Source organism: Desulfosediminicola sp., assembly GCF_048381775.1.
Taxonomy (GTDB): domain Bacteria; phylum Desulfobacterota; class Desulfobulbia; order Desulfobulbales; family Desulfocapsaceae; genus Desulfopila; species Desulfopila ganghwensis.
In genome coordinates, this window is the sequence record NZ_JBLXGE010000013.1 from 35,317 (window position 1) to 52,476 (window position 17,160).

Consider the following 17,160-nt stretch of genomic DNA (forward strand, 5'->3'; position numbering starts at 1 on the left):
ATAATTTAGCGACAGGGCCAATATTTGTGGTAGAGCCGGGGTAATGCTCATCCTGCAATTTTCTCAGGCTGAATAGGCGACCTAGCCACCATATCGTTGAGTTTTAATCAGATACAGACCGGTAACAAGCTTCAAGGTAAAAGATTCAATTGGTTGTTAGGCTTGCTTCGAACAGCATAACAGGTAATTGACCTTGCTGCAAATCGTGATTGGCCCATTTGGCGGTGAAATGACCAGGGTGCTGGCTCAACTGGGACTGTGGGTTGGACAGAACTACTACGGGATTAACAGTGAGGAGTGAGGGGTTAGGTGTGAGGAGGGAACTGCGATAGGAACAACAAGGTAGGAGTCGGGAGTTAGGTATGAGAAGGGAGCTACAACGGGAATAACGGGTAGGGGTAGGGAGTTAAGGGTAAGGTGGGAATTGCAGTTGCAGTTGCCTTTTCTCCTCACTCCTAACGCCTCACACCTACCTATTGTCGCAGTTCCTCCTCACTCCTCACACTCCAAATAGTTCCTACCTCAAAACCAAATACGTCGCCACGCCGGCAGCGGCAAGCCAGATATTAGTAATATTCGAGACTGTAATATTCAATATCGCAGCGAGGTGTTTCCTGCGGTTAAGCAAAGCCAGGCACGACTTGAATTCGGGCCAGCTGGTGAGAGTGGCCAGAACCAGGAAGCCAATCACTCCTTTGGGTGCGTGGGAGTGGGTGGCGGCGAAGGTTACAACACCGTCCAGGAAATAGCCGGTCACAGTGAGCAGGATAATCGCCGGTAACAACCAGAGTTTGGGGTTGATATGGTGATCTTCCTCTTCTTCTGAGTGGTTTTCATCCGGGCGCAGGAAGAACATAATAGAACTGAAAGTCACAGCACCAACCACCCAATAGAGATATTGTTCGGGTTTCATAAAGAAAAACGACCCGGCAAAGGCGGCGGTGCCAAGTACGGTGGTAAGGGTATACCCCGCTCTGGTTTTAGCGGTAGCCGCAATCTGTCCGCAAACCAATGCGGCGACAAAAAGCAGAATTGGGTTCATGAAGTTTGAGCCCAATGGGGTTGACGCAGCGAAGATAATATCACCCACAGCAAGACCGACGATGAGGCAGAGAGCCTCCGGGCCATTGGTGATAAACCCGGTGAGGGTGCCAATTCCCTTAGTGTTTTTCAAGCATTCTATGATGAGTTCTATAGCCATGCCGATCAGCAGCATCTCAAGAATTACCCCGCCTGCGCCGATAAATGAATATTGGAGATTGCCGCCAAACAGCAGGGCGCTGCCGCAAAAGAAAAGAATTACGAGTACCCAGACCAGCAGGTCGAGTTTGCCGATTGAGTCGAAGAGTATTTGTCTCATTGGATATGTCTGTTGTAGTCCCTGAAAAGCCAGCTTGTATGAACTGGTTTAATTATGACGGAAAAAAGCAAAATATCAATTGCCTGTGGGTTTCGGGCTCAGCCGGAAAAAGTGAGTTGTTCAATATATTGCTTGATTTGATCGTTACCAAGCCATATCCCGCTCAGTCGATGATCGCCACAGACCAGGGCAGGGATCATCCGCACGCCATCTTTTATGGTGCGCTGGGGGGCGACGAGTACATCGACAAGCTCTATGGTAATATCATCACGTTCAGCTGTGAGTTCTTCCAGGACCCTACGGGTAAAATGACAGCGAGGGCAAAGACTTGACTTATAAAGAGTGATTTTCATATTTGTACATTAAAATTTAAAGTTACGTCTGTTAAGTGCTCAGTTAAATATGTGCCTGAAAGTAGCTTAAAAAGATAGTGACTTCAACCCGACTTTGCCATACGCTGCACTTTCTATTGCTTCTTCATCGTCTGGTTGACGAAACATGCCATGAAAAAAACGTCGTATTATGGTATTTCCTGCACTCTGCTGAATAAAGACTCCTAACCAGATAGTCTGCATGAAGTCTGGTCGAAACCTTGAAAGTAGTGATCATTATGAAATCGCACAATAGAAGAGGTTACGTTGTGAATACTGATAACAGAACGAAAATAATGGGTTGTATTTTGGCACTTGCGATGCTCGTGCCGGCAACGACTGTCTGGGCGGACGGAGAGCTGATAGGTGAGGTTCGCACCAAGTTCAAGATGCTCGGCGCCAATGATAAAATCGTAATTGAGGCTTTTGACGACCCCGATATTCCTGGAGCTACCTGCTACTTAAGTAGAGCAAAAACAGGCGGCATAAGCGGGTCTATCGGGTTGGCGGAAGATACCTCCGATGCTTCCCTCGCCTGTCGTCAGACCGGTAATATTCAATTGCCGGGGAGCGTGCGTTCCGGCAAGGATGATGGCGAGCAGGTTTTTAAAAAATCGACTTCGGTGCTCTTTAAATCGATGCAGGTAGTAAGGTATTACGACAAAAAACGCCATACCCTTATCTATTTGACCTATTCCAACAAGCTTGTTGATGGCTCGCCGAAAAATGCTGTTTCGGCGATTCCGATTCTTGATAAGTGGAATGATTGAGGGAGAAGGGCGGAACGGCTGGAAGGCGTGAGGCGATAGGGGTGAGGTGTTAGGGGGGACTGCTGAACTCCGGAGCTACTGAACTGCGGAAAGGCGTTGGACGTTGGATGGGGGACGTGACCGCGAAAAGCAACTGCAACGGCAGGAACGAACGGCAGGAACGGCAGGAACGGCGGTAACGGCTGAAAAGCGTGAGGAGATAGGGGGTAGGTGTTAGGGGGGACTGCGAAAAGCAACTGCGGAACGGCAACTGCGGGGAAAGCTGGAACAGCGGAAAAGCTGAACTGCGGAACTGCGTTGGAAGTTGGAAGGCATGTTCCAAGGGCGGTTGTTGTGATTGCCGATAGATATATAAATTTGGATGAATTCGTTGAAGGACGTTGAAATAATATGAGTGAAAAGCAAGAAAGTTGTAAGCAGTGTGGGCGTTGCTGTAAGGCGGGTGGACCTGCTTTGCACACCAAAGATCTGGAGATGGTACGAGAGGGTAAAATTCCACTGAGGAACCTTATTACCATTAAAATGGGTGAGTTGGCTCACAATCCGATAACTGGTAAGATTGCACCGGCCAATGTTGAGCTGGTGAAAATCAAAGGTAAAGGAAAAGATTGGGACTGCTGTTACCTGGACGCGACATCAAAGAATTGCACTATTTACGGCCACAGACCTGAGGCCTGCAAAGTGCTGAAGTGCTGGCAGCCGGAAGAACTACTGGGGATGGTCGAGAAAGACACCATCTCACGACTGGATATCCTTGCCGAGGATAACCCGATCAGACCATTGGTGGAGGAGCATAAAAATCTGATTCGCTGCCCGGATTTTGAGGAAATTGCCGCCCTACGCCCGAATATCCCGGAGCCGAAGCGCAAGGCTCTTCAGAACCTGGTGAATGAGGATATCAAACTCCGCGTTTTTGCAGTGCAGGAGCATCAGCTCGAACTGAGCGAGGAACTGTTCTACTTCGGCCGCCCGCTGTTTCAGCTTTTACAACAGCTTGGGGCGAAAGTGAGAGAAACTTCGGAAGGGTTGGAGTTGCGGTGGTAACACCGTAAGGAGATAGGAGTGAGGTGTAAGGTGTATTTTCTCCTCCCACCTCACTCCTCATACCTTACTTGATTACTTCCTCTCCCCTCACAGAGAGAACAATCCTCTTAATCGGCACATCAACACCAGCACGTTCAATTGCCTTATTGATGATGACGTTCATGGAGGAGCAGCAGGGTACTTCCATAATCAGCACAGTGATTGACTGCAGGTTGCAGGTCTGGATGATGTCGGTGAAACGCTGAATATAGAGTTCAGCGTCATCAAATTTCGGACAACCCATCATCACGGCTTTACCGTCCAGGTATTTCTCCTGGAAGCTACGGGCGGCAACTGCGGTACAATCCGCGGCTACCAGCAGGTGAGCATTCTGCAGGAACGGTGCAGTTGGCGGAACCAGACGAATCTGCACGGGCCAGTGTTGAAGGCTGGAGGTGGCCTCGTCCGCAGCAGCCACAGCAAGTTCGCGCGGCTGGCTGGCAGTCTGGCAGGAACTCATCGGCTTGATTGGCTGGTTAAAGGACTGGATATGGCTGGATGCACACCCGCAATCCATTGTTGCTGCAGGTGTTGCCGGCTGCTCTTTTTCCTGCTTGCGCTTTTCTTCAGCCAGAAATTGCTCAACAGCTTCTTCGTCGAATTCGTCGGCTTCGCGCTCGATAATCTGCAATGCACCGGTGGGGCAGGAGCCCAGGCAGGCGCCGAGGCCGTCACAGAGATTATCGGCCACCAGTTTGGCTTTGCCGTCTATAATCTTCAGTGAACCTTCAGCACAATCCGGAACACAGACTCCACAACCATTACAGAGTTCTTCATCAATCTTGATAATCTTACGTATATTTTTCATGCTGCTCCTCCCAGATCAAATGACTGTACAATCCGCCTGAAGATCTATCGGTAACGTGTTTATTGCATCATTGCGCCGGTCTTCCTGCTTATGGGCGCTCCTTTACGATCATGACCACATAGTATCTGAAAAGGCGGTATGTTTCGTTGACCTGGGTCAAGTGATGTCGTTTTTTATTGGTTTATATGAAATAATTTTCCATCAATAAGGATGGAGGCTTTTATTACCCGTTGCCCAGTACTTCCTTTGTAAATCTATCTACGCCGTAAAATTCAATAAAACGGGCAGTGCGCATTTTGGGCTTTGCGTTTTCTAGGTAGATGATAAGGCATCTCAGAATCAATTCAACAGCTTGCTCGTCGGTCAGCCCGTCTGCTATTACATCTCCAATTTTTGGTCTGCCGCCACTGTTGCCACCGAAAATCAGCTTCCAGCCTTTTCGTTCGGCGATTAAGCCAATATCACGGACAAATGGGGCGGTGCAACACATCTTGCAACCGGCAACACTGACTTTCACCTTTGCCGGCAGTTCGCCGGGCAACCGTATGGCGTCGAGGAGATCAGTTATTGGGGTGATGTCCCGTATTCCATGTTTGCAATTAGTACTATCCGGGCAGGTTCGGACGGTGCTGAAACCAGATTGATTCTTGGCGATAGCTGCCGCTGATAGCCCTGGATCAAGATTCTGTAATCCTTTGGAAATCACCTGCAGGGAATGCTGGTCTGTCGGCGGTATGGATAATTGATGTCTGCCGGTGATCTTGAGTTCCATGACCTGATGATCTTTCAGCAGGGCAATGATTTTCTCTAAGGTTGCGACAGAAAGAGTGTTGGCGGAAAAGCCGGGAATACGAACGAAGGTTTTATCAGACATAACTTTTTAACAATAACTATTAGCCCAGATATTTCATGAAAATTTTGTGTCCTCGGGCGAGTCACACTGCAAAGCGAAAAAAAAGGCAGGATGCGAAGGTGCATCCTGCCTCATGAAGCGATGATAAGCAACAAAAACTAGTTCAGGATTGTTTGCAGATCTTCAGCGGCAGTGGCCGCGATTGGCTTGATATCGAAGTTTTGTACCAGTACATCAAGAACATTAGGTGTAATAAAGGCCGGCAGGGAGGGTCCGAGCCTGATGTCTTTAATGCCGAGATGCAGAAGTGACAGCAGGATGACGCACGCCTTCTGCTCATACCAGGAAAGTATCATGGACAGCGGCAGTTCATTGACATCGCACTCAAATGCGTTGGCTAAAGCAACGGCGATCTGAACCGCTGAGTATGCATCGTTACATTGGCCTACATCGAGCAATCTGGGGATGCCGCCAATGTCGCCAAGTTTTTTATCGAAAAAGCGGAATTTGCCGCAGGCCAGGGTCATTACTATACAGTCCTGGGGTACCTGGTCAACGAAATCGCTATAGTAGTTGCGCCCGGGCTTAGCGCCGTCACAACCGCCAACCAGGAAGAAGTGACGGATATCTTTATTCTTCACACCATCAATCACCTTATCAGCAACACTGAGTACGGTGTTTCTGCCGAAGCCGCACAGCACAGTGCCTTTATCAAGGTCGTCTGTGAAGCCATCCATTTCCAGAGCTCGTTCGATCACCGGGGTAAAATCTTTACTGTCTCCGATATGAACCAGGCCGGGCCAGCCTACCAGTCCGGTGGTGAATACATTTGCCTCAAACGATTCTTCCGGCTTCTGAATGCAGTTGGTGGTGAACAGGATGGCACCAGGGAACTCCGGAAATTCCTTTTTCTGATTCTGCCAGGCGGTACCGAAATGGCCGTAGAAATGGTCATGTTTTTTGAGTTCAGGGTAGGCGTGGCAGGGCAGCATCTCGCCATGAGTATATATGTTTATACCTTTACCTTCAGTCTGTTTCAGGAGTAGCTCAAGATCGCGCAGATCATGGCCTGAAACCAGGATCGCCTTGCCTTTCTTGTGCCCCAGCGGTACCTCGGTGGGAACGGGGTGACCATAGGTGCCGGTGTTGCCGGCATCGAGCAGTTCCATAGCTCTGATGTTCACCTCACCGCATTTGAGGGCGAGACCAACCAACTGCTCAAGTGATTGTCCTTGTCTGGCCAGATCTGCCATGGTGTCGTGGATATAGGCATAAACTGCGTCATCTTCCTGGCCAAGGATAGCTGCATGATCAGTATAAGCGGCAAGACCACGGATGCCATACAAGGTCAATTGCTTGAGTGAGCGAAGGTCATCATTGGTATCAAGTTTTTGTATCAGATCAAGTTGATCTCCCTGTTCTTCGAGTTCTGCAAGGGTCGGTGCGGGAGTGTAAGAAACCGGGGCTTCAGTAAAATTGACATTGCCGCCTGCATTTTTCACTTTCACTTTGAGCTCTTCACGAAGCTTGACCGCAGTGTTGATCCAGTTTGCGAAACGGTCCGGGTCAAAATCAACGTTGGTCAGGCAGGCAAATATTGCTTCCGCGGCGAAGCGATCGACGGCATTATCGACAACACCATTTTTTCTACCCTCTGAAGCAACGACTGAGAGTCCCTGAACTGCATAGGTCAGCAGGTCCTGGAGAGCTGCAACTTCGGCCTTTTTACCGCATACTCCTGCAGCTTTGGTACAGGCGATACCCTGAGCTGTTTGTTCACATTGATTACAAAACATAGGAAAACCTCCGGAGGCATGGTCCGCGATGCGGATATAGGTTAATTTGAACTGCACTAACTCTCGACGGATAAGGCAGAGGCTCAAGGTCAGGAGAACCTCTTTATAATTCAAGGGTACAAAAGTAGTGTCGCAAAAACCTTGACTCAGGTCAAGAAACTAGAATTTCTTGGAAAGGTGGTTTGTGGTGAGGGGTGACTGCGTTAACGACGACGGGAAAGGCGGGTGGGAACTGCAACAACAGTTAGGTGAGAGGGGTTAGGTGGGAGGGGGACTGCAAGTGCGGAACTGCAACGGGAACTGCGTGTAGGACGTTGGAAGTGGGACGTTGGACGGAACTGCTGCTGGAACGGCAACTACTTGTAGGATGTTGGATGGGGGATGTTGGACGTGACGGCAACTGCGTTAACTGCAAAGGCAATTGCGTTAACTACAACAGCTACTGCAAAGGCGGGCGACGAGTGGTTATTCGGTTTTGCGGCAATGGAGGAGGAGCATATTGGGGGAAGGGGTGGCGCTCGGGTAATAGCGGTTGGTTGAAGAAAGGATATCAAACCCTGCTGCTTCAATATAGCGCATCCATTGCTCCTGGGGGGCGGAATGCAGTTGCATGGTATGGCTGAAATTTGTGTTGGGTTGTCCGGCCTGCATTGGGCGAATCTTATAACGTTCAGTCATCTCGAGCACGCCAGTCTCTGGATTAATTTTTTTAATGATCTCCTTGACGATTTTCCCGCCAGCCGGGCGATCGAACATTTGAAATTGAAATGATGCGTTTCTGTCATCGGCATTTACAGCATTGGGAATGTACAGCTGTAACAGGAGTTGCCCGTCTGTCCGTAAATGGCTGTGGCATCCTGTGAGGGTGCGAAGAATATCCTGCTCGTCGGCAAGCAGGTTGAGCGTATGGTAAGGAATGATGACAGCGTCAAACTTTTCGGACAGCTGCAGGTCACGCATGTCCATATTAATATAACGTATATTGGTACCGCCCTTTTTTCCGGCGCAGGCAAGCATAGCTTCAGACAGATCAATACCTGTAACCTGGTGTCCCTCCTCAGCAAGCAACCGGCTCAACCGACCAGTACCGCAACCTATCTCAAGAATCGATGACCTGGCAGCTAAAAATTCCTTGTAATAACAAAGGTCAGCGTCGAACCTACCCATTTCCAGTTCATACATCTCTGTATAAAATCCGGGAGAAAGCGGTTCGAACTGATCCTCGGGTTCTTGATCGTAGTCGGAATAAATCTTCATGAGTGGACAAATTCTAATGGAGTTTTGCTAAAAAAAGACGGTCTGAGAGTCTGTCGGACTATCCCACAACCTCCCGGAGGATAAGAAGATACAGGCTTTATGGAAGATAAGCTCAGTATTATTAAAATTAAAGAAAAAAGGTCTTGCAAAGCGATTACGGACTATGTAATATGCCAATCAATCGAGTCAGTAATGATTCTCAATAACAAATGATAATAATTATTCAGGAGATTCTCCAATGCAAAAATATGTATGTACAGTTTGTGGTTACGTAGCCGAAGGATCCGCACCAGAGAAATGCCCGCAGTGTAACGCTCCGGCAGAAAAGTTCAAGGCTCAGGAAGAAGGTGCATTGGCATGGGCAGACGAGCATGTCATTGGTGTTGCCGAAGGCGTTGACCCGGAGATCGTTGAGGGACTTAGAATGAACTTCACCGGTGAGTGTACCGAGGTTGGTATGTATCTCGCCATGGCTCGCCAGGCAGATCGTGAAGGATACCCTGAAGTTGCAGAAGCGTACAAGCGTATCGCCTGGGAAGAGGCAGAGCACGCAGCGAAATTTGCAGAACTGCTGGGCGAAGTTGTAGTTGGTGACACCAAGGCAAACCTCGAGGCTCGTGTAGCAGCAGAGCACGGCGCATGTGAAGGCAAGAAGCAACTCGCCACCCGCGCCAAGCAGCTGAATCTCGATGCTATCCACGACACTGTACATGAGATGTGTAAGGATGAGGCGAGGCATGGGCAGGCTTTTGCAGGCCTCCTAAACCGTTATTTCAAGTAAAAACGTTGGATATGACCTGATCTCCTTCGTCAATGGCCCGCATCGTATATGAAAGATATTACGATGCGGGCAAATCCTCGGATATCAGGTCATCTACAACGTTTTCGTGGGTAAAGGTGATTGGCTGGCTATCGAAATATATCTTTTGTTCAAGATATTAGATGATTAAGTAAATTCTCGGATTTCAGCGCTCCTGGCTTGTTGGGTAGGTGGTGTTGGGGTGATCGCTAATGTCGTTTGGTAGCGATTGCAGGTAAATATGACCTGTAGAAAAGAACAGACCGGACCCACTGTTCGTGGTCAGTGGTTGTACTATGCCGCTGATCAGTTCTACCGGGGCTGGCACGAGATTATCTCTTTAGAGATGCTATCTGTATGTGCAATAAAATATGGGTAAGCAATCTGGAGGAAAAGGTTGATCTCATGCTTGACCAACTCTTTCATTTACCAGAGTGAAAGAGGTGAAAACTGGAAAATTAAGCAGGTAGAAGATGTCCTGCCGGCGAGGTGTTCCAGGATTTGATTCAGTACTGCCACTATCTCATATCCTCCCAGGGAACGGTTTTTAACCATATGAGAGCAAAAAAGGTTGAGCGGAATTTCTTTCCGCTCAACCTTTTTTATTAACATAACATCCTGGTATTATATCCCACCCGCAGTTGCAGTAGCCGTTACATCCAACGTCCGACATCCAACGTTCAACCTGCAGTTGCTATTCCGCAGTTGCAGTTGCCCTTGCAGTTCCGTCCAACGTCCCCCGTCCAACTTCCAACCTGCAGTTGCCCTTGCAGTTCCGTCCAACATCCAACGTCCAACGTCCTACATGCAGTCGCAGTTGCAGTTGCCGTTCAACCCTTCAACCCTTCCCCATCTGTTCCGCAGCACATTCATTTTTGCCGAGATCAAGTTCCTCTGCCCGGTCAGCGTCAACTTGCAGCAGGTTTGCGTTCACTTTGCGTATTTCGGCATATTCAGGTGGTTGTTCCCGAATGTTGGCTTTGATGAATTTCAGGAAATCGGTTTCGTTGCTGATGTCGTAAATGGCTTTGTTATCACGTATCGCCTGTTTGAGAGGGGCGGCGAAAGTGAGCTTTTCAGTGGCTTCCTGCCAATTGATAAAGTGGCCGGGTAGAATAATTACGGCCGGGTCGAGTTGCTGAATATTCTGCAGGGTTCTAAAAAGGTAATCGGACCACTCATCAACCTTGCCGCCAAGATCCGGTCTACCGACAGACTTTATAAAAACAGTATCTCCGGAGATTAAATATCGGTTGTCGATCAGGAAACAGGTGGAGCCTGGGGTGTGGCCAGGCGTGAATAACACACGAATCTCAGGGCCACCGGCGGCTATGGGGAGAATCTGGTCATTTTCAAGGGGTGTCCAGGTGAATTGGGCACCGGTAAAATCGCCTGCATTGGCGAGCACCTGACATCCTGTTTTTTCGCTGAGCAAACGACTGCCTGCGATATAATCAGCCTGCAAATGTGTCTCGCAACTGAGACTGATGGTATAGCCTCTCTCCTGGGCGAAATTGAGGTAGAAGTCGGTGGCCCGGGTGGGGTCAAAAAGGATTAACTCACCTTTATAACCGAGCCCATAACTGCAGGATGCTTTGCCCGGTCTGATGAACTGGTACAGTTCATATGGCTCATCAGGATTGAGTAATACGGGCACAAGCAGGTTGCCCCAGGACTTGATACCATCCTGCAGGTAACCGATATCGCGAAAACCATTTTTTTCGAGCAGATCGGCAACAAATTTGGCTGAGCCTTCCTTGGCGCAGACTATCAGGATCTGTTTATCACGGGGCAGTCGGGCGACACATTCCTCTTCGATCTCCATGAAGTCAAAGTAGGATATGTTCAACATTTCGAAAGGGTAGGGTGACTCAATCTGGAATCTTTGGAAATCCGTTGAGTTTCGAACATCGAGAACTACCAGCTCTTTTCTGGCGGTCAGCCAGTCGAACAACTCTGCAGCAGTGTACAAAAAAATACTCATACCTTCTTCTCCTTGAAAGATGAATACGGTTTTAACGTGACTGTCCCGGTCGTATCTGGTTCATGAACAGTCGGCCGGACTGCTAGTTCAATTGTTTGTTCAACTCCTTAGCGAGGATTTGCAGATGTGTCTTCTCTTCTGCAGCCATTTTGAGGTAGAAGTCTTTCAGCTCTGATTCGTCTGTTTTGTCGGCCAGCCGGTTGTACATGTCGTACGCCTGGGCTTCAAACATCATTCCCGCCTGTATAATCGACTCAATGTCTATGAGTTGGTCACTGTAACGAGCCAAAAATGCTTCGGGCTCAATCCCGCCTTCTGCAGGCGCGGGCCTGGCGATGGTGGCGTTGGTGGCGAGTGCAGGATACTGGGCGCGGAGCTTGGCCATATGGCTGTCTTCAAAAGTTGCAAGCCTGGTAAGGAATTGCTTGTTTTCCTGAATGTCGGTTCGTTCAGCCAGCAACATGTAAAGTTGTTTAAGGGCAACTTCCATGGCAAAAGCCATCTGGGAGGCTGAACTGAAATCGGCATCGAGAAAAAATTCGAGACCGAGTTCTTCTTCGCCGCTGGCCTGGTAACCCTGCCAACCGATGATGCCACCTGTCATATTCAAGACCTGAGAGAAATTCGCTTTGCTGAGGATCTGGCTGCCTGCCCGGCTGCGTACTCCACTCCGGCAGTAGACGATTGTCTCTTTATTCGGGTCAAGTTCATCCAGGCGATCGGGCAGTTCGCCCAGGGGGATGAGTTTGGCACCGGGGATATGCGACTGTTGGTACTCACCTGGCTGGCGAACATCCACCAGTTGTAGGGAACCGGGTGGGCTGGAGTCCAGGTATTTTCTGGCTTCATCCGGGCTGATGTTCTCGTTTTTGGCGAAAAGTGAAAACCAGTTCATCACAATTTCCTCGTTATTAAAATGATTCCCTAATCAGAGAATGGGTTTTCTGAAAGTATTACATATGCAGAATACCGGCTTCTTCGGGTAATTCTGAGTAACAGTCGAGATGAATCAGCCAATATTTGTCCGGTGCTGACTGGAGTTGGCTGCGTGCCTGATCTGACAGCCTGTGACTGTCTGATTCGATGCTGTAAAAGTAGGAGTCAATGCCAATGAAGCCATCGAGCAAGTGGGCCAGGATATGAAAGACTTTACTGCTGTATCCCGGGTCTTTGCTTCTCAGGTCACTAATTCTGTTGATACCAGCCGATTCCAGCTCATCGATCAATGAATTGATGGTGAGCTGATTCTTCTGCTCAGCTTTTTTGAGTTCCGGGAAAAAGTCTGCATCCGGACCGTGGTGGCAGAGCTCATCAATGACCTGGATGCAATCGTATATTACCAGCGAGGTGAGATCGAAGAATTTCCGGACTCTGTCGCAGCATTGCTCGAAAGAGTTGCCCGCAACCAGAATTTTATGTTGCGCAATCCGTTCCATGCTCACCTCATTGTGGTTTGTCTAACGCGAATCAAAAGAGCTATTCGGCGTTCTTCTCCTTGATGGTCGCGCCAATTCTGCGGCCCATCTCCAGACATTCGTCGAGAACTTCCGGTCCGGGCACGTATTTATGCCTGAATCCTTCTTCAACCAGTTCTATTTTTGCTTCCTCCAGCGCCTGATTAAGGAGCTTGACCGATTCACCACTCCAGCCAAAGGAGCCAAAAGCGGCACCGATCTTACCAACCGGTTTAAGGCCTTTCATGTAGGTGAGAAAGCCAGCCATTCGCGGCAGAAGCCCGTTGTTGAGGGTTGGGCAACCCACCACCAGTGCTTTTGCCTCAAGCACTTTTGTCATAATGTCACTATGGTGGTTATAACGCAGGTTGAGCATTTCAGTAGAAACCCCGGCCTCTTCAAGTCCCCCTGCTATTGATTGCGCCATCTGCGCAGTGGACTGCCACATGGTGTCGTAAATAACCAGTGCTTTCTCATTTGCCTGGCCGCTACACCACCTCTGGTAGGCTGCCAGAATCTTATCCTGGTTGGTGCGCCAGATAATACCATGATCCGGAGCGATCATCTTGATGTCGAGGTTCATCTCTGCCACTGAGGCGAGCAGTTTTTTGACCAGCGGGGAGAACAGATAGAGGATATTGGCGTAATATTTTGCACTCTCCTCCATTACCTCTGAGAGTGGTACCTGGTCATCAAAACGTTCGCTGGTCGCATAGTGCTGACCAAATGCATCGCTTGAAAAGAGGATGCCGTCTTCCTTGATGAAGGAGAACATGGAGTCAGGCCAGTGCAGCATTCTGGTTTCAAGGAATTGAATGGTGCGCTTGCCAAGGCTGACCTCGGTGCCGGACTTTACCACCTCGTATGGCCAGTCTTCCCTGTGGAAGTGATCGAGCAGGGCCTTCTGGCCCATTGGCGAGCAAAACAGTTTTTCCGGTTTGATGATATCCATCAATTCAGGCAGGGAACCGGAATGATCCATCTCCACATGATTAACGACGAGGTAGTCGATTTTAGCAGGGTCTATAATCGCGCTGACATGACGCAGCAACTCACCAAGATGAGAGCGCTTTACAGTATCGAACAGGGTTACTTTTTCGTCGACGATGAGAAACGCGTTGTAGGTTGTGCCACGGTTGGTGGAGTAACCGTGGAAATCGCGGACATCCCAGTCTACCGCACCTACCCAGTAAATACCTTTGGCTAATTCTGTCGGGTTCATTATCACTCCATTTGCAGAAATACGATATAAGAGTTAAAGCCAACCTCCACCTTCTACGACGGTTGCAATATGAAACAGGCAAGAGCTGCCATGCAATTGCGGCTCGGTCATATCTCTGCATTATCCTTAGATCTTATTTGAGATATGAGGCGATTACAAGAAGAGATGGTGCGAGGGAGCCAGAGTTGACATAGATGATTAAGTAGTAATAATTATTGGAAGTGTCAAGGGGATTGTGAGCTTTGATTGTATTGAAAAATCGGGCAAGCCTATAGGTTGGCTGAGAATTAAAAAATTATGTATGGCATGAAACAGGTAAGGAATGAAACGCATATTGGTCATTGATACCGGGCGCTGCAGTGACTGTCGTGGCTGCATAGAGGTTGCCCCGGAGATTTTTCGTTATAATGAAATAACCGGCAGAATGGAAGTTGTTGATGTGGAAACATATCCTGCCGAAATCGTCTGGGAGGCTATCAAGAATTGTCCCAAAGACTGCATTTATTGGGAAGATATAGATGAATGATCGGCTCTAAAACAAAACTTCACGAAGTAAGAGGTGGGAGGGGCACAGTCCGCGCATCGTCTTCATTTTTTTGCTGTTACAATAGGCTACTATCATTTACTTCCGGTGATAATTGAAGCGAAGGCTGCCTGAGCTGAAAAAAATGCGGGCTGGGCCTGTGGTGCGAGGAGAATGTGAGCGAGTCTGGATGAAACTCTGAACAAGACCGCAGTTGATTTGTATGACTGCAGATGAGGATGCGGGTCACCCTATGAAGAAAAATTTAGTGAAAAAGAGCATTCTGGGGGCATTGGTAATTTGTGTGGTAACTGTCTTCTTTTACTACGACCTTGGGCAATACCTCAGCCTGGAATATCTCAAGAGCTCCCAGGAAAAATTCCAGCTTCTCTATGAACAGCACCAGTTGGCGGTGATCGCAGCCTATATGGCCATCTATATACTGGTTACCGCTCTGTCGCTTCCGGGAGCGGCGGTTATGACGCTTGCCGGTGGCGGCTTTTTCGGCCTGGTGCTGGGAACTGTTGTGGTGTCTTTTGCCTCTACCATCGGAGCCGCCCTGGCCTGCCTGGTGGCGCGCACTCTGCTGCGGGACTGGGTGCAGCAGAGGTTTGGCGGGAAATTGCAGACGATCAACGAAGGCATTGACCGTGAGGGTGGCTTTTATCTCTTCACCATGCGTCTGATTCCGGTGTTCCCGTTCTTTGTCATCAACCTCGTCATGGGCTTGACGACTATGCGGTTGATCACCTTTTTCTGGGTCTCCCAGCTTGGGATGCTGCCCGGTACCATTGTCTATGTCAACGCGGGCAAGGAGTTAGCTAAAATTGACTCGTTATCGGGGATTCTTTCCCCCAGTCTCATCGCTTCGTTCGTCATTTTGGGGTTGTTTCCACTAACCGTTAAAAAAATCATGCAGTTTGTCCGGCCCCGGGTAATTGGGGCCGGACAGCCGAAGGAAGAAGAGTAACTGGTCTGATACAGACCACATATTTGTGAGCGGTTGAGCAACATAGCGCATGCTATGCAAAGAATGGAGGGAGCCATGCCAAAAGCGATTTGCCTGTTGCTGTTACTTCTTGTACCTCTCAGTGTTCAAGCAGTGGATCTGCATAGTGATTGGGATCAGTTGCTCAAAAAGCATGTCCACCAGGGGGAGGTGAACTATACGGCCCTTAAGGAGGATGAGAAGAAACTTGATGTATATCTGTCCCGACTTGATGCAACGAATCCCGGTGTGTTGAGTCGTAACGATCAGTTGGCGTACTATATAAATGCCTACAATGCCTATACTGTAAAACTCATCCTGCGTAATTTTATCTCAGGAAGACCTGTTGAGTCGATAAAAGATATCGGCGGTCTTTTCTCATCACCCTGGTCAATTTCTTTTGTTCATATCGGAGGACTGAAAATGAGCCTCGATGATGTTGAGCATGAAATATTGCGGCCACGCTTTAATGAGCCAAGAATCCATTTCGCCATAAACTGCGCTGCCAAAAGCTGTCCGCCACTCATCTCTGAGGCGTATACCGGAGCTGAGGTGGAAAAACAGTTGCAAAGAAATACGGTATCGTTTCTCAATGACCCCAAAGCAAATTATGTTGCCGGCAACACCCTCTATGTGTCAAAAATATTCAAGTGGTTTGGGGTAGACTTTGGTAATGATATCGGTGGATTTGTGAAAAAGTATGCCGCGCCTGAGATGCTTGGGGCGATAAATGGCGCTGGAAGTGATTTGCAGGTGCGATTTTTGAAGTATGATTGGTCGTTGAATGGGTTTTAATTGCGGAACTGTAACTGCAGGTAGGACGTTGGATGGGGGACGTTGGACGTAAGTGCTACAGCAACGGCAACTGCGGGTAGGGCGTAAAAGCAAAAGGAACAGCAACTGGAACCGCTGGGTAAGAGGCGTGAGGTGGGAGGAGAAAGGAGTGAAGGGTGAGTGAGGAGATGAAGGCAGAAGACGGTTTGCCGGAGGTGCGGATTTATACGGATGGGTCATGCAGCCCCAATCCCGGGCCTGGCAGCTGGGCAGCGATAGTGCTGGATAATGAGGACCAGCGTGAGACTCTAACGGGGACTGAGGAGGCAACAACCAATAACCGTATGGAGTTGACCGCAGCCCTGAAAGCCCTCCAGTCACTTTCTGCCAGTCACCGGGTGTGTCTGTTCACCGATTCCCGTTACCTGAAAGATGGTATTACCGAATGGCTCCCCAACTGGCAGCAGCGCGACTGGTCGACCATTACCGGAGATGCAGTGCGAAACCGGGATCTGTGGCGGGCTCTGCTGGTTGAGGTAAATCGGCATCAGGTCGATTGGAACTGGGTTAAGGGCCATGCGGATGACCCTTTGAATAATGAGGTGGACGAGCTCGCCCGAAGTGCGCGACCAGTACCGGTGTTGCCGTTGGGTGACCAGAACAGCGTGCATATTTTTCTGGCGATTACCTGGAGGCAGAAAAGTTCCTCGGGCGCCTGGGCGGGAATCATGCGCTTTCGCGATCACCATCGGGTGATAGGTGGAACCAGGCAGGTGGGAACCGGCAATGGCCTGCACATTGTCTCTGCCATAGAAGCGCTGAAACTGCTTAAACGCAAACTGCCGGTCCATGTCTACACGACTTCCGGCTATTTAAAAGATGGTGCCGGTAACTGGCTGCGACAATGGCAGCGTCGTGACTGGCATACCCGAGAAGGGCAGGAGGTCAGCAACCGTCAGGAATGGCAGGCGCTGGCTGAACTTCTCAAGTCGTACCCGGTCTTCTTTCATCAGATCGATAAGAAAGCTCCGCCGTGTCACAACGCAGAAGCAAAAGAGCTGGCGGGGGAATTTTATACAGAAATCATTCCGCAGGAAGCATAAGGCTGTTTCAGCCGG

The 17,160-nt window shown here is 49.2% G+C and carries 17 protein-coding genes; 7 read left to right on the forward strand and 10 right to left on the reverse strand.

All coding sequences use genetic code 11. The features are described from left to right. Positions 1 to 517 precede the first annotated feature (517 nt). Both ACN5NT_RS18990 and ACN5NT_RS18995 read right to left on the reverse strand, forming a co-directional pair. Entirely contained in the window at positions 518 to 1,360 is an 843-nt protein-coding gene (locus tag ACN5NT_RS18990) for a sodium:proton exchanger (protein WP_419176497.1), read from the reverse strand. Positions 1,361 to 1,458: 98 nt separating this feature from the next. Continuing rightward, on the reverse strand, positions 1,459 to 1,713 hold the full coding sequence (locus ACN5NT_RS18995; RefSeq protein ID WP_136797643.1) for a thioredoxin family protein: 255 nt from the start codon (positions 1,711 to 1,713) through the stop codon (positions 1,459 to 1,461). Between the two features lie 314 nt (positions 1,714 to 2,027). Here ACN5NT_RS18995 and ACN5NT_RS19000 point away from each other — a divergent pair, with 314 nt between their 5' ends. Together ACN5NT_RS19000 and ACN5NT_RS19005 are read left to right on the forward strand one after the other, a co-directional pair. Continuing rightward, the gene (locus tag ACN5NT_RS19000; protein ID WP_419176574.1) at positions 2,028 to 2,501 is read left to right on the forward strand and encodes a CreA family protein; all 474 of its coding nucleotides are present in this window, start codon (positions 2,028 to 2,030) and stop codon (positions 2,499 to 2,501) included. 390 nt (positions 2,502 to 2,891) lie between these two features. Continuing rightward, a complete protein-coding gene (locus tag ACN5NT_RS19005) occupies positions 2,892 to 3,545 on the forward strand; it encodes a YkgJ family cysteine cluster protein (RefSeq protein WP_419176498.1) in 654 nt (217 codons plus the stop codon). Between the two features lie 64 nt (positions 3,546 to 3,609). Here ACN5NT_RS19005 and ACN5NT_RS19010 read toward each other — a convergent pair whose 3' ends face one another. The 4 genes from ACN5NT_RS19010 to ACN5NT_RS19025 all read right to left on the reverse strand — a co-directional run bounded on the left by ACN5NT_RS19010 (position 3,610) and on the right by ACN5NT_RS19025 (position 8,298). Beyond that, positions 3,610 to 4,392, reverse strand: a complete 783-nt coding sequence (locus tag ACN5NT_RS19010) for an ATP-binding protein (protein ID WP_419176499.1) — start codon at positions 4,390 to 4,392, stop codon at positions 3,610 to 3,612. A 223-nt stretch (positions 4,393 to 4,615) separates the two neighbouring features. After that, positions 4,616 to 5,266, reverse strand: a complete 651-nt coding sequence (locus ACN5NT_RS19015) for a hypothetical protein (protein ID WP_419176500.1) — start codon at positions 5,264 to 5,266, stop codon at positions 4,616 to 4,618. A 137-nt stretch (positions 5,267 to 5,403) separates the two neighbouring features. Next, a complete protein-coding gene (gene hcp / locus ACN5NT_RS19020) occupies positions 5,404 to 7,041 on the reverse strand; it encodes a hydroxylamine reductase (protein WP_419176501.1) in 1,638 nt (545 codons plus the stop codon). A 465-nt stretch (positions 7,042 to 7,506) separates the two neighbouring features. Next, positions 7,507 to 8,298, reverse strand: coding sequence for a class I SAM-dependent methyltransferase (locus ACN5NT_RS19025; RefSeq protein WP_419176502.1), 792 nt, complete (start codon positions 8,296 to 8,298; stop codon positions 7,507 to 7,509). Positions 8,299 to 8,536: 238 nt separating this feature from the next. On the opposite strand from ACN5NT_RS19025, the gene ACN5NT_RS19030 reads away from it, so the two are divergent. Further along, positions 8,537 to 9,079 (forward strand): NADH peroxidase, encoded by a 543-nt coding sequence (locus ACN5NT_RS19030; protein WP_136797654.1) that lies wholly within the window; start codon positions 8,537 to 8,539, stop codon positions 9,077 to 9,079. Between the two features lie 856 nt (positions 9,080 to 9,935). Here the strand turns inward: ACN5NT_RS19030 and ACN5NT_RS19035 are convergent. From ACN5NT_RS19035 to ACN5NT_RS19050, 4 genes are all read right to left on the reverse strand, one after another. Further along, positions 9,936 to 11,081: an MBL fold metallo-hydrolase gene (locus tag ACN5NT_RS19035; RefSeq protein WP_419176503.1), complete on the reverse strand. Its 1,146-nt coding sequence runs from the start codon at positions 11,079 to 11,081 to the stop codon at positions 9,936 to 9,938. A gap of 82 nt (positions 11,082 to 11,163) precedes the next feature. Further along, entirely contained in the window at positions 11,164 to 11,976 is an 813-nt protein-coding gene (locus ACN5NT_RS19040) for a rhodanese-like domain-containing protein (protein ID WP_419176504.1), read from the reverse strand. A gap of 58 nt (positions 11,977 to 12,034) precedes the next feature. Next, positions 12,035 to 12,517, reverse strand: a complete 483-nt coding sequence (locus ACN5NT_RS19045) for a hypothetical protein (RefSeq protein WP_419176505.1) — start codon at positions 12,515 to 12,517, stop codon at positions 12,035 to 12,037. Positions 12,518 to 12,557: 40 nt separating this feature from the next. Then, positions 12,558 to 13,757: an FprA family A-type flavoprotein gene (locus ACN5NT_RS19050; RefSeq protein ID WP_419176506.1), complete on the reverse strand. Its 1,200-nt coding sequence runs from the start codon at positions 13,755 to 13,757 to the stop codon at positions 12,558 to 12,560. Positions 13,758 to 14,079: 322 nt separating this feature from the next. On the opposite strand from ACN5NT_RS19050, the gene ACN5NT_RS19055 reads away from it, so the two are divergent. The 4 genes from ACN5NT_RS19055 (at position 14,080) to rnhA (ending at position 17,145) form a co-directional block, all read left to right on the forward strand. Further along, positions 14,080 to 14,283: a ferredoxin gene (locus ACN5NT_RS19055; RefSeq protein WP_136797663.1), complete on the forward strand. Its 204-nt coding sequence runs from the start codon at positions 14,080 to 14,082 to the stop codon at positions 14,281 to 14,283. 250 nt (positions 14,284 to 14,533) lie between these two features. Continuing rightward, positions 14,534 to 15,250 carry a TVP38/TMEM64 family protein gene (locus tag ACN5NT_RS19060; RefSeq protein ID WP_419176507.1) on the forward strand — a complete coding sequence of 239 codons (717 nt, stop codon included), beginning with the start codon at positions 14,534 to 14,536 and terminating at the stop codon, positions 15,248 to 15,250. Between the two features lie 75 nt (positions 15,251 to 15,325). Then, positions 15,326 to 16,063 (forward strand): DUF547 domain-containing protein, encoded by a 738-nt coding sequence (locus tag ACN5NT_RS19065; protein WP_419176508.1) that lies wholly within the window; start codon positions 15,326 to 15,328, stop codon positions 16,061 to 16,063. Positions 16,064 to 16,218: 155 nt separating this feature from the next. After that, on the forward strand, positions 16,219 to 17,145 hold the full coding sequence (gene rnhA, locus ACN5NT_RS19070) for a ribonuclease HI (RefSeq protein WP_419176509.1): 927 nt from the start codon (positions 16,219 to 16,221) through the stop codon (positions 17,143 to 17,145). Positions 17,146 to 17,160 lie beyond the last annotated feature (15 nt).

What these genes read in the sequence shown, in the direction of transcription:
- ACN5NT_RS18990 (WP_419176497.1), bottom strand. Translation starts at nt 1,360, where the DNA reads ATGAGACAAATACTCTTCGACTCAATCGGCAAACTCGACCTGCTGGTC.
- ACN5NT_RS18995 (WP_136797643.1), bottom strand. Translation starts at nt 1,713, where the DNA reads ATGAAAATCACTCTTTATAAGTCAAGTCTTTGCCCTCGCTGTCATTTT.
- ACN5NT_RS19000 (WP_419176574.1), top strand. Translation starts at nt 2,028, where the DNA reads ATGGGTTGTATTTTGGCACTTGCGATGCTCGTGCCGGCAACGACTGTC.
- ACN5NT_RS19005 (WP_419176498.1), top strand. Translation starts at nt 2,892, where the DNA reads ATGAGTGAAAAGCAAGAAAGTTGTAAGCAGTGTGGGCGTTGCTGTAAG.
- ACN5NT_RS19010 (WP_419176499.1), bottom strand. Translation starts at nt 4,392, where the DNA reads ATGAAAAATATACGTAAGATTATCAAGATTGATGAAGAACTCTGTAAT.
- ACN5NT_RS19015 (WP_419176500.1), bottom strand. Translation starts at nt 5,266, where the DNA reads ATGTCTGATAAAACCTTCGTTCGTATTCCCGGCTTTTCCGCCAACACT.
- hcp (WP_419176501.1), bottom strand. Translation starts at nt 7,041, where the DNA reads ATGTTTTGTAATCAATGTGAACAAACAGCTCAGGGTATCGCCTGTACC.
- ACN5NT_RS19025 (WP_419176502.1), bottom strand. Translation starts at nt 8,298, where the DNA reads ATGAAGATTTATTCCGACTACGATCAAGAACCCGAGGATCAGTTCGAA.
- ACN5NT_RS19030 (WP_136797654.1), top strand. Translation starts at nt 8,537, where the DNA reads ATGCAAAAATATGTATGTACAGTTTGTGGTTACGTAGCCGAAGGATCC.
- ACN5NT_RS19035 (WP_419176503.1), bottom strand. Translation starts at nt 11,081, where the DNA reads ATGAGTATTTTTTTGTACACTGCTGCAGAGTTGTTCGACTGGCTGACC.
- ACN5NT_RS19040 (WP_419176504.1), bottom strand. Translation starts at nt 11,976, where the DNA reads ATGAACTGGTTTTCACTTTTCGCCAAAAACGAGAACATCAGCCCGGAT.
- ACN5NT_RS19045 (WP_419176505.1), bottom strand. Translation starts at nt 12,517, where the DNA reads ATGGAACGGATTGCGCAACATAAAATTCTGGTTGCGGGCAACTCTTTC.
- ACN5NT_RS19050 (WP_419176506.1), bottom strand. Translation starts at nt 13,757, where the DNA reads ATGAACCCGACAGAATTAGCCAAAGGTATTTACTGGGTAGGTGCGGTA.
- ACN5NT_RS19055 (WP_136797663.1), top strand. Translation starts at nt 14,080, where the DNA reads ATGAAACGCATATTGGTCATTGATACCGGGCGCTGCAGTGACTGTCGT.
- ACN5NT_RS19060 (WP_419176507.1), top strand. Translation starts at nt 14,534, where the DNA reads ATGAAGAAAAATTTAGTGAAAAAGAGCATTCTGGGGGCATTGGTAATT.
- ACN5NT_RS19065 (WP_419176508.1), top strand. Translation starts at nt 15,326, where the DNA reads ATGCCAAAAGCGATTTGCCTGTTGCTGTTACTTCTTGTACCTCTCAGT.